General features: G+C 68.0%; 10 protein-coding genes. 7 read left to right on the top strand and 3 right to left on the bottom strand.

Features of this window, described 5'->3' with window-relative positions; genetic code table 11:
- Both NJ1_RS36065 and NJ1_RS36060 read right to left on the bottom strand, forming a co-directional pair.
- The coding region (locus tag NJ1_RS36065) for a hypothetical protein (protein WP_245717734.1) at positions 1-960 on the bottom strand (960 nt) is incomplete at its 3' end.
- Positions 961-1,072: 112 nt separating this feature from the next.
- A complete protein-coding gene (locus NJ1_RS36060) occupies positions 1,073-3,817 on the bottom strand; it encodes an FHA domain-containing protein (RefSeq protein ID WP_067704267.1) in 2,745 nt (914 codons plus the stop codon).
- A gap of 92 nt (positions 3,818-3,909) precedes the next feature.
- Here NJ1_RS36060 and NJ1_RS36055 point away from each other — a divergent pair, with 92 nt between their 5' ends.
- A complete protein-coding gene (locus NJ1_RS36055; RefSeq protein WP_422615809.1) occupies positions 3,910-5,388 on the top strand; it encodes a neutral zinc metallopeptidase in 1,479 nt (492 codons plus the stop codon).
- A 24-nt stretch (positions 5,389-5,412) separates the two neighbouring features.
- On the opposite strand, the gene NJ1_RS36050 is transcribed toward NJ1_RS36055, so the two are convergent.
- Positions 5,413-6,915: an FHA domain-containing protein gene (locus NJ1_RS36050; protein ID WP_067704264.1), complete on the bottom strand. Its 1,503-nt coding sequence runs from the start codon at positions 6,913-6,915 to the stop codon at positions 5,413-5,415.
- 168 nt (positions 6,916-7,083) lie between these two features.
- Here NJ1_RS36050 and NJ1_RS36045 point away from each other — a divergent pair, with 168 nt between their 5' ends.
- The 6 genes from NJ1_RS36045 (at position 7,084) to NJ1_RS36020 (ending at position 13,226) form a co-directional block, all read left to right on the top strand.
- On the top strand, positions 7,084-8,289 hold the full coding sequence (locus tag NJ1_RS36045) for a DUF7373 family lipoprotein (protein WP_067704261.1): 1,206 nt from the start codon (positions 7,084-7,086) through the stop codon (positions 8,287-8,289).
- Between the two features lie 105 nt (positions 8,290-8,394).
- On the top strand, positions 8,395-9,966 hold the full coding sequence (locus NJ1_RS36040; protein WP_067704259.1) for a serine/threonine-protein kinase: 1,572 nt from the start codon (positions 8,395-8,397) through the stop codon (positions 9,964-9,966).
- A gap of 25 nt (positions 9,967-9,991) precedes the next feature.
- Positions 9,992-11,215 (top strand): DUF7373 family lipoprotein, encoded by a 1,224-nt coding sequence (locus NJ1_RS36035; protein ID WP_067704256.1) that lies wholly within the window; start codon positions 9,992-9,994, stop codon positions 11,213-11,215.
- 8 nt (positions 11,216-11,223) lie between these two features.
- The gene (locus NJ1_RS36030; RefSeq protein WP_067704252.1) at positions 11,224-12,432 is read left to right on the top strand and encodes a DUF7373 family lipoprotein; all 1,209 of its coding nucleotides are present in this window, start codon (positions 11,224-11,226) and stop codon (positions 12,430-12,432) included.
- 106 nt (positions 12,433-12,538) lie between these two features.
- Positions 12,539-12,868 carry a WXG100 family type VII secretion target gene (locus NJ1_RS36025; protein WP_067704249.1) on the top strand — a complete coding sequence of 110 codons (330 nt, stop codon included), beginning with the start codon at positions 12,539-12,541 and terminating at the stop codon, positions 12,866-12,868.
- Between the two features lie 55 nt (positions 12,869-12,923).
- The gene (locus tag NJ1_RS36020; protein ID WP_067704247.1) at positions 12,924-13,226 is read left to right on the top strand and encodes a WXG100 family type VII secretion target; all 303 of its coding nucleotides are present in this window, start codon (positions 12,924-12,926) and stop codon (positions 13,224-13,226) included.
- The last annotated feature ends 7 nt before the right edge of the window (positions 13,227-13,233 follow it).

The following is a 13,233-nucleotide window of genomic DNA, read 5'->3' as shown; positions in this document are numbered from 1 at the left end:
TGCCCCGGCGCCCGCGGCACCGCGCTGCGCGCCCGGCACCGCGTCACCCGAACGCTGATTCGCCGCGCTCGGAGCGCCCCGGCCCGAATCCACCTGCTGGACCGGCTCTTCCGGGTACTCGCCCTCGCTGTCCGCGACCAGCAGATGCGTGGCCCCGAGCACGAGCGCGTGCATCGGATGGTCGGCGACCTGGAACCGATGCCCGAGATGGTTCTGGAAGGCCAGCCGGATGGCGTCGTTGAAACACACGTTGCCGGTCAGCAGAACGGTGGAGGTGTCGGCGTCGATCGCACGCGCCGCCGCCATCACCTCGATGACCACGTTGTCCGCGGCCCGCGCCTCGTGCAGCGCGTCCGCCGTGATGGCGACGCTCATCGATTCGGTGGGTTGTTCGTCGTCCCCGTGCACGGCCACGACCAGGCATTCGCGCCCGTCGGAGTACACGCCGACGGCGCCGACCGCGGGCCCGCGTCCGGCCGCCCGGATCAGGCCCAGCGCCCGCACGTAGCCGGACAGCGCCACCGATTCGGGCAGCGGTTCGGCGAGCACGCCGAGCTGCTCGACCAGGCGCACGTATTCGTCGACCTTGGGGTCCGGCCAGTCGTCCGGGTACGGCAGCGCGATCACGTCCGGCTGGCCGCCGAGGTACTCGGCGATGGAGGCCAGCGGATTGTGCATGCGCGCTCGGAACACCAGTTCGGCGGGCCAGGTCGCCCCGGCCACCACGATCTGCGGGTGGCCGAGGATGTCGCGCACGTCGGCGATGGCGATGCCCACGTCGGGACGCCGGTCCACACCCGCGGTGTGCAACCGTCCGGATGCGTCCGCCAGGAGGTAGGCGGGCGGCGTGTACGTGCTTTCGACCTGGACCGGGCGGATGGCCGACCCGCCGCCACCGGCGGCCGTCGACACCACGTCCCAGCCGAGATGCACTGCCCCAACTCGAGCTGTCACAGCCATCAGTGTGCCTGCTGCGGCCACGCGGCGCGCGATCGAGCCGACTTCGCGCACCTCGGCGACCGGATCGGGTGCGAGCGGGCACCGCCTCCGGCGACGGCGTTCTCCGGCCGATTCACGACGCGGACTTCTTCAGCCGCAGCCGCGACCAGGTCAGCAGCGCCAGCAGCACGGTCAGCACGCCGAGCATCGAGACATCCAGCGCCCAGATGGCGGCCTCGTGCTTCCACAGCGAATCCGCCTGCGAGGCCGGGAACAGATCGCGGATATTGACCGTCGAGGCTCCGGAGGCATAGCCCCAGCGCGCCGGGAACAGCCACGAAAGCTGATCCAGCACAATCCGGTTGGTCACCGGGATCATGCCGCCCGCCATCACCAGCTGGCACATGATGATGACCACCAGCAGCGGCATCACCTGCTCGTTGGATTTGGCCAGCGTTGACAGCAGCAGACCGAGCACCACGCAGCACACCGCGGTCAACGCGATGTCGATGTACAGCTCCGCGCTGCCCGCCGAGATCACCGCACCCGGTCCGGGCCGCTTCTTGCCCACCAGCACGATGGCCATCATGACGCCGGCCTGCAGCAGCGCCGCGATGCTGAACACCATGACCTTGGACATCAGATACGCGCCGGATCGCAGCCCGACGGCCCGCTCCCGGAAGTAGATGGGCCGTTCGCCCACCAGATCACGCACGGTCAGCGTGGAACCCATGAAGCACGCGCCGAGGATCAGCACCACGAGCAGCTGTTGCGCCTCCGCACCACCGGTGAGCACGTACGAACCGTCCGGCATCGCGGTGAGCGCACCCTTGTGGAAGCCGTTCTTGCCCGGCACCACCAGCGACAGCCCGCCCAGCACGAACGGAAGTACCAGCAGGAACGCCAGATACCCGCGATCGGCCAGGATCAGCCGCAGCTGTCTGCGCGAGAGGGTCGAGAACTGTTTGAACGCACTGGATTTGGGCGGCTTGGCGCGCGCGATCTGCTGCGCGGCCGGTGGCGGCGGCGCGAACGCCTGGCGGGAGCGGAAATTCGCGAAGGCGCGATCGGGATCCTCGGCCACCCGGGCGAAGATCTCGGCCCAGTCGTTGGTGCCCAGGAAGTCTCGCGCCCGCCCTGGATGCCCGGCGTAGGCGGTCTTGCCGCCGGGCGCCAGCAGCAGCACCTGATCGCACATGTCCAGGCAGGCCACCGAGTGCGTGACCACGATGACCGTGCGGCCCGCGTCGGCGAGCTCGCGCAGCATGGTCATGACCTGGCGATCCAGCGCCGGATCCAACCCGGAGGTCGGCTCGTCCAGAATCAGCAGCGACGGACCGGTCAGCAGTTCCATGGCCACCGAGGCGCGTTTGCGCTGACCGCCCGAGAGCCGATCGACGCGGGTGTCGGCGTGCTGGGTGAGCGAAAGTTCGTCCAGCACACCGGCGATGACCTTCTTGCGGTCGGCCTTGCTGGTGTCGGGCGGCAGCCGCAGCTGGGCGGCGAAGTTCAGCGCCTGCATGACGGTCAACTGCCGGTGCAGCACGTCGTCCTGTGGCACCATGCCGATGCGGGACCGCAGCGCGTCGTATTCGGCGTGCAGATTGCGGCCCTCGAAGGTGACGACGCCGGTGGACGGCCGGGTCGATCCGGCGATGAGCTTGGACAGCGTCGACTTGCCCGCGCCCGACGGCCCGATCAGCGCGGTCAGCGAACCGCGCCCGGCCTGCATGTTCACATCGACCAGCAGTTGCTTGTTGTTCTCGACGGTGAAGCCGACGCCGTGCACGTGCAGACCCTGCTCGGCGGCGGGCTTCTGCCGGTGCACCAGGGTGCCCTGATCGACCACGAAGTCGACGTTGCCGATGGTGACGATGTCGCGTTCGCGCAGCACCGCGCGCTGTTCGCGGCGGCCGTTGACGAAGGTGCCGTTCGCCGAGCCCAGATCCTCGAGCGCCAGACCCTCGCGGTCCTTCACCAGGCGGGCGTGCCGGCGCGAGGCCAGCGGATCGTTCACCACGATCTGGTTGTCGCTGGTGCGGCCGATGTGCAGCCCGCCGGGCGGCAGCCGATCCGCGCTGGCGACCTGCGCCGAGGACGAGCGCGCCCGCATCGGCGGCAGCATGGAGGTGCTGGCCTTGGCGGTCATGTTCATGTTGGTGGCGGCGTCGGGATGCAGCGGCACCTCGGGCTGCGCGCTGGAGGCGGGCGCGTGCGGCTGCCCCACCGGTGGCACGTGCGGCTGCGCCGAGCTGGGCGGACGCTGCTGTGGCGCACTGGGATTGCCGCGCTGCTGCGGACGCTGTGCACCCGGGCCACCGTGCTGCGGCGCGATCGGCGGGCGCTGCTGCTGCGCGCTGGGGATGTTCTGCTGCGGCTGGTGCGGGGCCGGGTTCTGCCACGGCTGCACCGGCGGTCGCTGCGCGTGCGGTTGCTGCGCACTCGGCGGCGCGGCGTTGGGCGGTGCGACATGGGGCGGTGCGACATGGGGCTGGGGCCGGGACTGCGGACGCTGTTGCTGCGGCGGCGCCATCCGGCGGTCCGGCTGCGACGGCGGTGCGGACGCCCCCTGCGGCAGCAGATGCAGCAGCGGACCGCTGATGGCGTCGCCGAGGCGCACCTGGGTCGGCCGGGCGATGACGACCGGACTGTTGAGCCGCCGCGCATCGACGAAAACGCCGTTGGTGCTGCCGTTGTCGGTCAGCACCCAGGCGCCGGCTTCGAACGCCAGCGTCGCGTGCACTCTGGATACGAGTGGGCTGTCCACGAACAGCGTCACCTCGGGCGCACGCCCCATGGTGATGTGCTGGCTCGCGTCGAAGACCCGATCGGTTCCCTCATGACGCACGGTGATCTGCTGCGCCCCCGGTGAAGACATGGCCGCATAATATGCGAAGCCCCGGACTACGGCGTTGCGCTTTATCAGCCCTTGCCCGATACCGGGACAGACAACCGATCTGTCTGCGAGGAGTGCACGTGGCGAAACGCCAGGGGGTGGCGAGTGCGTCGTTTCGACGGACTGCGGTGGTGCTGGGTGTCGTCACGCTGGTGGCGATTCTGCTGACCGGATGTACACGAACTGTTCACGGTCGTGCCGTCTCCATCTACGACGACGCCTTCAAGGTAGCCGGACTGCCGACCACCAGCGGGCCGAACGGGCCGCGCGCCGGAGTCGCGGATTACGACCTGAAGCCGGACAACACCGACGGCGGTGAGATCGACCATCTGGTGATGAACGCCATCGAGGACATCGAAACCTATTGGCAAGGGGAATATCCCCAGCAGTTCCAGGGTGACTTCGTCCGCGTGACCAAGTTCGTCTCCTGGAGTGCGCGGGCGCCCCGCTCACAGGAGACCAAGTTCTGCGACGAGACCACCTATCGCCTCGTCAATGCCGCGTACTGCAGCCTGGATCGGACGATCGGCTGGGACCGGACGGTGCTGCTGCCCGCGGTGCAGGAGTCTTTCGGCAAGATGTCGGTGGTCAGCGTGCTGGCTCACGAGTACGGCCACGCGATCCAGGACATGGCCAAGATCGTCAACCGCAAGACGCCCACCATCGTCAAGGAGCAGCAGGCGGACTGTTTCTCCGGCGCGTTCATCCGCTATGTGGCCGAAGGCAAGTCGAAGCACTTCACCATCAACACCTCCGACGGGTTGAACCAGGTGCTGGCCGCCACGGTCGCGATCCGGGACGACAATCCCGACGATCCCGAGAGCGTGCACGGATCGGCGTTCGAGCGGGTGACGGCCGTGCAGATCGGTTTCACCGACGGGGCCAAGGGCTGCAAGGGCATCGACCAGAAGGAGATCGACCGCCGCCGCGGCAATCTGCCGCAGTCCTTCGGAAACGACTCCACGCACGGCGAATCCGATGTGGACCAGGCGAACCTGGACGAGCTCGCCAAGGCGATGGCCGCCATCATGCCGATCGAATCGGAGCCGAAGTACGACTACAGCACGGCGAAGATGAACTGCCGCAACGGAACCGACACCGTTCCGGTCACCTACTGCCCCGCCACCAACACCATCGGCACCGATCTGCCGGCGCTGCAGGATCGCGGCGTCGCGAACGACGAGGATCAGGATGGCCTGCCGGTCAAGGTGACCGGAGATTTCACCGCCTATGTGGTTTTCATCTCCCGCTACGCGCTGGCCGTGCAGCGTGATGCGGGCCAGGCGCTCACCGGAGCCAAAACCGGTCTGCGCGCGGCCTGTCTGTCGGGGGTGATCACCGGAAAGCTGGCGGACCCCAGCAGATCCAAGACCGAGGGCAATATCGGACTGTCCGCGGGCGACCTGGACGAGGCGGTTTCCGGTCTGCTCACCGACGGCCTGGCGGCCAGTGACACCGACGGGCGCACGGTGCCCAGTGGATTCTCCCGGGTCGACGCGTTCCGCGCGGGCGTGCTGGGCGATCAGAACACCTGTAAATCGCGGTACAGCTAGGGCTTTCGACGCCGAAAGCGACGCTCAGCCGAAGGGCGGCGGAGCGACCGGTTCCAGGCGCAGCATGCGATTGCCCAGCATGACCTCCGACCCGGCGATCAAGGTCATCGGCTGATTGGGTTGCAGCCGAACCCAATCGCGGTACCCGGGCACGCGCACCCGGGTGCCGTTGGTCGATCCGCGATCGACCACGGTGACATCCCAGTTGATCAACACGATTTCGGCGTGCGCGCGGGACATGCCCCCGGATGTGTCGTCGATCTTCAAGGGCACCAGCCCGTTCCGCGCGGCCTCGGAGAACTCCGGATCGCGACCGAGCACGGCGTTCGTCGCCAGCACGTAGGTCATGCCGTCGTCGAGCACCAGCATGCCCAGCGGCGGCCGGACCACCTCCGATACCGGCTGGGTCTGATCCACCGGCATCCCGCACACGGAGCAGAACGCCGAGCGCGGATCACTGGGATGCGCACGCGCGCACTTGAATCCGAGCACCTTCACGGTCAGGGCGTTGGCCTTGGCGGTGGCCTCGAGCCGGCGCTGCAGGTCCGGATCGGGTTTGGGTGCGGGATTGGTGCCGCTCGAATCTCCGGATTTCCCCGGCCCGCCGACCTCGGTGGGCGCGTGGTGCGGATCGAAATCTGCACGGCGATCGACCTCCGCGCGGTGCGGATCGACCTCCGCACGCGGGTTGTATCCGCTCGTCGCGGCCGAGGGGTCGGCGACGATCGGGGTCGATCCGGCGGTGGCCGCCGCCGTGGACCCACCGGATCGAGCGCCGAGGGCCTCGGCGAGCTCCTGCGCGGTCGGCAGTCGCGCCGAGGTCCGGGTCGGAACCAGGTTGGGGTCCACCGCACCCGGATCCGGTTCCGGGTCGAAGGCCGCGGTCGGCGGCGGCGGATCGTCGGCGCGGGCGCCCGCGCTCACGCGGCGGCCCGCGGCCACCGCCACCGGTTCGGGCGGGGTGCGGAACACCGGCGTGGTCCGAACCGGCAGCGGCTCCCCCTCGAACCAGATCACCGCGCCCGAGGCGGCCGCGACTCCCTCGACGAGCGAACCGATTCCGCGTTCGGGCAGCTCCGGGATCCGCCGCTTGCTCTCCTCGATGAACAGCGCCGCCGCCCGGGACGGATGGTCGGCGACCCGGTCCACGGTGAACGCCGCATCGCTGCCGCGGTAGTACTCGGTCACCGCGCCGGACAGCACCGCCGTGATGGATCCGTGCAGGAAGATGGCCAGCCCACCGGTATCGGCGGCGGAGAGGATCCCGAATTCGACGGGCACTCCGGGCGAGATCCGCTCGGCGTCCTTCATGAGCCAGCGCGTGGCCTGTCGCGCCACCAGCCGGCCGGGACCGCCGGGCGCCTGTTCACCGGCTTCGGTCGCCAGATCGGCCAGGGCGCGGGCGGCCACCAGGGCACGCGAATCGGTGGCGGGTTTGCCCCGCTCCTTGTGCGCGACCAGGATCACGGCGCCCGCCACCCTGATGACGACATGATTGCCCGCGACGACCTCGACCTGCCGATCCATCAACGGAACCGGCCCCCGAAGTACGCGCGGCACGGGATGTTCAGCACATGAACCAGATTACGTGGCTGCCCGATGTTGCGTCCGGGCCACCATCACACGATGACCCGGTGGCGGGCCTGCGGGTCCGCTACCTTGGATGCACCGTTACGGGAGGAACGAGGACCTGACATGGTTCGCACAGTCCGCAGACCACTGTTCGCCGCGTGCGTATCGCTGAGCGCGCTGCTGCTGGCCGCCTGCAGCGTGGACGGCACCGCGGCCCCCGGCGAGATCGACGTCCGCAAACTCGAGGTCGGCTCGTTCTCCGTCGACAAGTTCACCTATCCGCAGGACGCGGCGGGCCACGGCGCGCTGCTCGAGGGTTTCCGGATGGCCGATGCCGTGGTGCCCTCGATCGCGATCGACTCCTCCCTGGTCTACGGTCGCGGCGGCCGCGCCACCGTCGATGCCGAGGACGCCACCAAGACCGCGCTCGCCGCCCCCTCGCGGGCCGTCCTGGAGAAGAACAACCTGATCACCGCCTTCGCCGCCAGCGGTTCGGACAAGGCGGATCTCCCCGGCAGCAAGGTCACCGACGCCACCACCGTCACCGATATGGTGCTGCGCTTCGCCGACACCGCCACGGCCAAGACCGCCGCGCAGGGGCTCGAGGACGCCGATTTCGGGGTGGCTCCGGACCTGAACAAGAAGCTCAGCCTGAGTCAGTACCCGGCCGCGCTGATCCACTGGCGGCCCGGGGTGGCGACCATGGGCGCGTTCCTGCCCTACAAGGAATTCGTGATCTCGCTGTTCATCGAGCGCCCCAGGGCCGATCAGCAGGATCTGCTCGACTGGGTGCGCAAGACCCTCGACGTCCAGGTCGCCGCGCTCGACAAGTTCACACCCACACCGCAGAGCAAGCTGTCGAGCCTGCGGGTGGATCCGGACAATCTGCTGGCCCGAGCCGTGGTCGAGGACCGCGGGGCCGACACGCCGGACCCGCGCAGTTTCGCGGTGTACGGCGGCAACAAGATCGTCCAGAACGCCAACAACCAGACCACTCTGGTCAAAGCCGTCGCGGACAGCGGCGCGGACGCCTTCGCCACCGCCGACACCGCCACCGTCATCCGCACGCGCGACTCGGCCGGAGCCCAGCTCCTGATGACCGCGCTGGTGGCCGACGAGAGCGATCACTACGACACCATCGACGCCCCGAAGGACGTCCCCGGCGCCAAATGCGTGCAGCTGAACAGCAAGGGCGACAAGGACTCCGAGTACAAGAACCGCTGCTACGTGGTCTACAAGCGCTACATCGGCGTGGTGAGCAGCGATGACGAACCCGAGGTGCGCCAGAAGATCGCCGCGCAGTACGCGCTGCTGGCCAACAGCCTCTGACCCCGAGGTCGGTCACTCGTCGCGATTCGGTCATCGGTGGGGCGGCTCCAGTAAGCTCCGGCAGAACCCGCCCCCGCCCCACCGAGCGCCGCAGGAGTACCAGTCATGGCGATGAGTCCCGGCACCATCGTCGGCGGCTACCGGATCGTCCGCGTCCTGGGTTCCGGCGGTATGGGCACCGTCTACCTGGCCAAACACCCCAGCCTGCCGCGCATGGACGCGCTGAAGGTGCTCTCGGCCGATCTGACCCGGGACCGGGAGTTCCGCGGCCGGTTCGAGCGCGAGGCCAATCTCGTTGCGGGCCTGGATCATCCGAACATCGTCTCGGTGCACAACCGCGGCGAGGAGAACGAGCACCTGTGGATCGCCATGCAGTTCGTGGAGGGCACCGACGCCTCCGCCGAACTCAAGCGCGATCCCACGGCCATGACCCCGCTGCGCGCGCTGTCGATCACCACCCAGGTCGGGCGGGCGCTGGACTACGCGCACCGCAAGGGCCTGCTGCACCGTGACGTCAAACCCGCCAACTTCCTGCTGACCTCCCTCGACGGCGAGGAGGAGCGGGCGCTGCTGGCGGACTTCGGCGTCGCCAAGTCCACCGAGGACACCACCGAGCTCACCCAGACCGGCAGTTTCGTCGCCACCATCGCCTACGCCCCGCCCGAACAACTCTCGGGCGAACCGCTCGATCACCGCGCCGACCTCTACAGCCTGGCGTGCTCGTTCTACAAGATGCTCACCGGCCAGAACCCTTATCCGGGAACACAACCCGCGCTCGTGATGATGGGTCATCTGAACGAGCCGCCGCCGCGCGCGACACTGGTCAACCCGCATCTGCCGCCGGAGCTCGATCAGGTCTTCGCCGTCGCGATGGCCAAGAACCCGGCCGAACGATTCAACAGCTCCCGGGAATTCACCGACGCCGCGGCCAACGCGCTGATCCCCGGCTACAACCCGCTGTCCACCAGCACCTCCCCCACCTACCCGATCCAGGTGGCCACGCCGGGCTTCTTCGCCCAGCGACCCGACACCGGAAATCCCACCGCGAGTGCGGGATCCGCCGATCCGGCCCCGCGCGCCCGGAATCACCGGGGCCGTTATATCGGCATCGGCGCGGGAGTGCTCGTGGCGGCGCTGGCCGCCGGGATCGGCATCGTGGCACTCACCGGCGGCGACGACTCGACCGCCGGTACGACGACCTCCGCGAGCGGCTCGGCGGTCAGCTCCTCCGCGAACCCCGCGGCCTCGCCGATGGACCGGGCGCGCATCGACAATCCCGCGTTCGCCGGCAAGACGGTCACCATGGTCGACGTCACCGATCCGCGCAAGTTCTCGATCTATCTGGGCGGCACCCCGCAGACCACCTTCCTCACCGATCTGGGGTTCGTCTACAACCTCGACTACACCCGCACCGGCGACGAGGTCTCACCGCGACCCACCGCCGAATACGAGCCGCTGAAGGCCGGTGAGAACTCCTATCTCATCGCCGTGCGCAGCGACGAGAAGGCCGGAGGCGGTGGACTGCTCGGACTGCCCTACGAGATCACCGGTTCCCGCGCGGTGGTCATCCCGCTCGACGATCCCGCCGCCGTGGCGGCCATGCGCAACTGGTCCGCCGATTCCGAGCAGGTGCTGCTGAACAAGCTGGTCCCGGTGCTGCACAATCGCGTCAAGTAGGCTCACGCACAAGGGAGGGGAACCCATGGACAAGGCCGTGCGCGCACTGGTCGCGACAGCGTCGGCGCTCGCGATCGCCGGTACGGCCGCATGCGGCTCCGGCTCCGATGCTCCCGCCGAGCCCACCATCGATCTGGCCACCCTCGATGTCGGCAACCTGCCCACACAGCCCAAGTACTTCGACAGGGTCACCGGTCCGGAGCAGGCCCGGCTGGTGGAATCGTGGCGGGTGGGCGACGCCATGCCGCTCCCGCAGGAGATCATCCCCGAGGCCAGGTACGCACCCTCCGCCATGGGCGGCGCGATCCGCAATTTCATCGATTTCAGCTCCGCGGCGATGAAATCCAGGGTGAGCGCCGATCCGGCGGCCATGAACGAGGCCGCCAAGGGATTCGTCACCGGATTCGTGACGACCGGGCGGAACGATCGAATGGGCAGCCTCGCCTACGAACTCGACAATGTCGCACTGCTTTTCACCGATGAGCAGGCCGCGACCGAGGCGGCGGGCGCGCTGGGCAGACTGGATCTGGCGGCCGGAACCGGCAAGGAGCCGGTCCAGGTTCCCGGCCATCCGGCCGCCGTGGCCTACACCACCGACGACGTCTCCGGCCCCGGTCAGCTCCGATCCTGGTATGCCACCGGCAAATTCGTCGTGTTCACCTATGTCTACGACAGCGTCATGTCGGTACTGAAGGAGCGCAACCTGCCCGCGCTCCTGGAGCGCGCACAGCGCAGCCTGGACGCCATCGCGCCCCGCCTCGCCGCCTTCGAACCCACCCCCGCCGACAAAATGCTGGAATTGACGCCCGATCGCGACGGCATGCTCGCCCGATCGCTTTCGACAGTGGTCGCCGACCAAGCCAAACGCGGGATTCCGGGCGTCTACGACCGCCGAGGCGGCCTGCAGATCTCGGGTGATCCGGACACCGACCCGACGCTGTTCGACGAGGCGGGGGTGGATCGGGTGGCCTGGCGCGGCGACTTCGTCTATCGCGCACGGGATTTCGCCGGTGCCACGCGGATCGTCGATGCCAGAGCCGAGACCACGCGCCGGTTCGTCCCGGCCGAGTCACCCAAGAATCTGCCGAATGCCAAGTGCCGCAGATACATCGCGGCGAGCAAGTACGACATCGGCTACTACTGCTACGTCGCACACGATCGCTACGCCGCCGAGGTGGCCGCCAACCAGCTGCTGGACGCGCAGCAGCGCATTTCGGCCCAGTACGCCCTGCTCGTCAACACCCACTGAGGACGACAATGCTGTCACGAGGTTTCCGAGCCGCCGCCGCGGTCGCTGCCGCGCTGACGGCGGCCGGTTGCGCGCACGTCGGAGGAACCGCCGCACCCGGTGAAATAGACGTGCGCACACTGGATGTGGGCAGCTATTCGACGCAACCGCTGGACCTGCGCTACACGTACTACAACGACCTCGGCGGCGGCCGGGAGCTGGCCATGATGCGGCTGGCGGGCCGGATGGCGACCGGTCCGGACATCGATCCGGCCCTGAAATACGGCATCGGCGCGCAGCCGATCGGCGATGTGGACGCGGCGACGAAGGTGCTCGATGCCGCGACCGCGCCCGCCTTGGCGCGCAACGGGATGCTGTTCGGCTACTCCGCCGATCACACCGATCGCGAGCCCGCCGAATCCGGGAGCCTGCGCGGCAGCACGTTCGCGAAGGTCCTGGTGCTGCAGTTCCCCGGCGACGCGGCCGCCGCACAGGCCGCCGCGGAGATCGACGATCTCGATTTCGCGGTGGCCGCCGAGGAGAACCAGCATGTCACGCTGCCGAAATACCCCACCGCCCATGCTCATTGGCGACCCACGATCTCCCATATCGGTTCGACGATCGCGCACGGCAGCTATGTCGTGCGCATCGTCGCCGGAGTGAGGGAGACGAATATCGACCAGCTCGTGGATCTGGTGGGAAAGATCTACGGTGCGCAATTGCCGCTGCTGGATTCGCTGCGGCCATTGAGCCGCGAGGACATGCTGCGGCTGCCGTACGATTCCGACGGCATGCTGCGCAGGACGCTCAATCCGGACGGTTTCGGGTCACCGAACAGCAAGAACCTGGCGGTATTCGAGCCGCGCGGATTCCTGAATCAGGTGAAGAACCAAGAACTTTGGACACGTCTCGCGAACGAGAGCGGCCTCGACCGTTTCGCGTTGAACAGCAGTATGTCCAATGAATCGATGTTGTTCCGCACTCGCGATACCGCCGCGGCGCGGAAACTGACGTCGGAAATGCTCGGCGCTCCCTATCCCGGTGCCGCGGACGCACCGCCCGGGATTCCCGACGCACTGTGCGGTGAGAGTGCGCGCGAGAGAGACTATTCGACCAAGCGTTTCCGCTGCGTCGTCACCTATCGCCAATACGTTGCCACTGTGGAAGGTGATCAGCTCAGCGATGCGCAGCAGCGAGCCGCCGCGCAGTACGCGTTGCTGGCGAACAGCACCTGGTGACCGTCGCTGTGATCCGGGTGGAACCGCACGGCCGTGCTCCCCGTCCAATCTCTGTACAGGGGTAGTCCGCCGCGCGGCATCGACTGCGCAATCGAAGGGAGGCACCGTGGCCGGTGCATTCGAAGCCAGTAATGAGCTCATCCAGGCCAAGGCACAGGAGTTCAAGCACACCCACGAGATGCTGATGGGCAAGATCGCCCAGCTGAAGTCCGACGAGGACAACATCACCACGGGTTCGAATTGGAAGGGCGGCGCAGCCGACGCCTTCAACGCGTTCATGCAGCGCTATTACTTCCAGGCGGACAAGCTGAACGACAGGCTCATGGACACCGCCGAAAAGCTCATCAGGGTCGGATCGAACTACGAGGAGCACGACCAGGACTTCGCCGGTCAGGTCAAGGCGCAGATTTCCAGTCTCGATCTGCCCCCGGTCTGAAATCCGCCCCGTTCTTCTCCCACTCTCTCCGGCTACTCGGCAAAGGACTCCGACAATGGCAGCAGCACACGGACAGATCATCTCCGCGCACTTCGACGGTGTCGCGGACAACGCGACCGCGATCATCAGGCGCGCGGAAACCATCCGCGACGAACTCGAGGCCTTCCACCGCAGCGTGGAGGAATTCGTCGCCAACAACTGGAAGGGCGACGCCAACGACGCGTTCGGCGACCTCCAGCGCATGTGGAACACCCATGTCGGCCAGCTCAATACGACGCTGAGCGGCGCGGCCACGCTGGTCCGCACCGGCAACGCCGAGCTGCAGGCCAAGGACACCGCCCTCGCCGGGCTGTTCTAGAACGCGA

It is taken from the genome of Nocardia jejuensis NBRC 103114 (assembly GCF_001613145.1).
GTDB lineage: Bacteria > Actinomycetota > Actinomycetes > Mycobacteriales > Mycobacteriaceae > Nocardia > Nocardia jejuensis.
The sequence above is the reverse complement of the archived record's forward strand: the minus strand, read 5'-3'. Positions and strand labels throughout refer to the sequence as shown.

Coding starts and splice junctions, on each gene's coding strand:
- NJ1_RS36030 (WP_067704252.1), top strand. CDS start 11,224: ATGCTGTCACGAGGTTTCCGAGCCGCCGCCGCGGTCGCTGCCGCGCTG.
- NJ1_RS36060 (WP_067704267.1), bottom strand. CDS start 3,817: ATGTCTTCACCGGGGGCGCAGCAGATCACCGTGCGTCATGAGGGAACC.
- NJ1_RS36035 (WP_067704256.1), top strand. CDS start 9,992: ATGGACAAGGCCGTGCGCGCACTGGTCGCGACAGCGTCGGCGCTCGCG.
- NJ1_RS36045 (WP_067704261.1), top strand. CDS start 7,084: ATGGTTCGCACAGTCCGCAGACCACTGTTCGCCGCGTGCGTATCGCTG.
- NJ1_RS36050 (WP_067704264.1), bottom strand. CDS start 6,915: ATGGATCGGCAGGTCGAGGTCGTCGCGGGCAATCATGTCGTCATCAGG.
- NJ1_RS36040 (WP_067704259.1), top strand. CDS start 8,395: ATGGCGATGAGTCCCGGCACCATCGTCGGCGGCTACCGGATCGTCCGC.
- NJ1_RS36020 (WP_067704247.1), top strand. CDS start 12,924: ATGGCAGCAGCACACGGACAGATCATCTCCGCGCACTTCGACGGTGTC.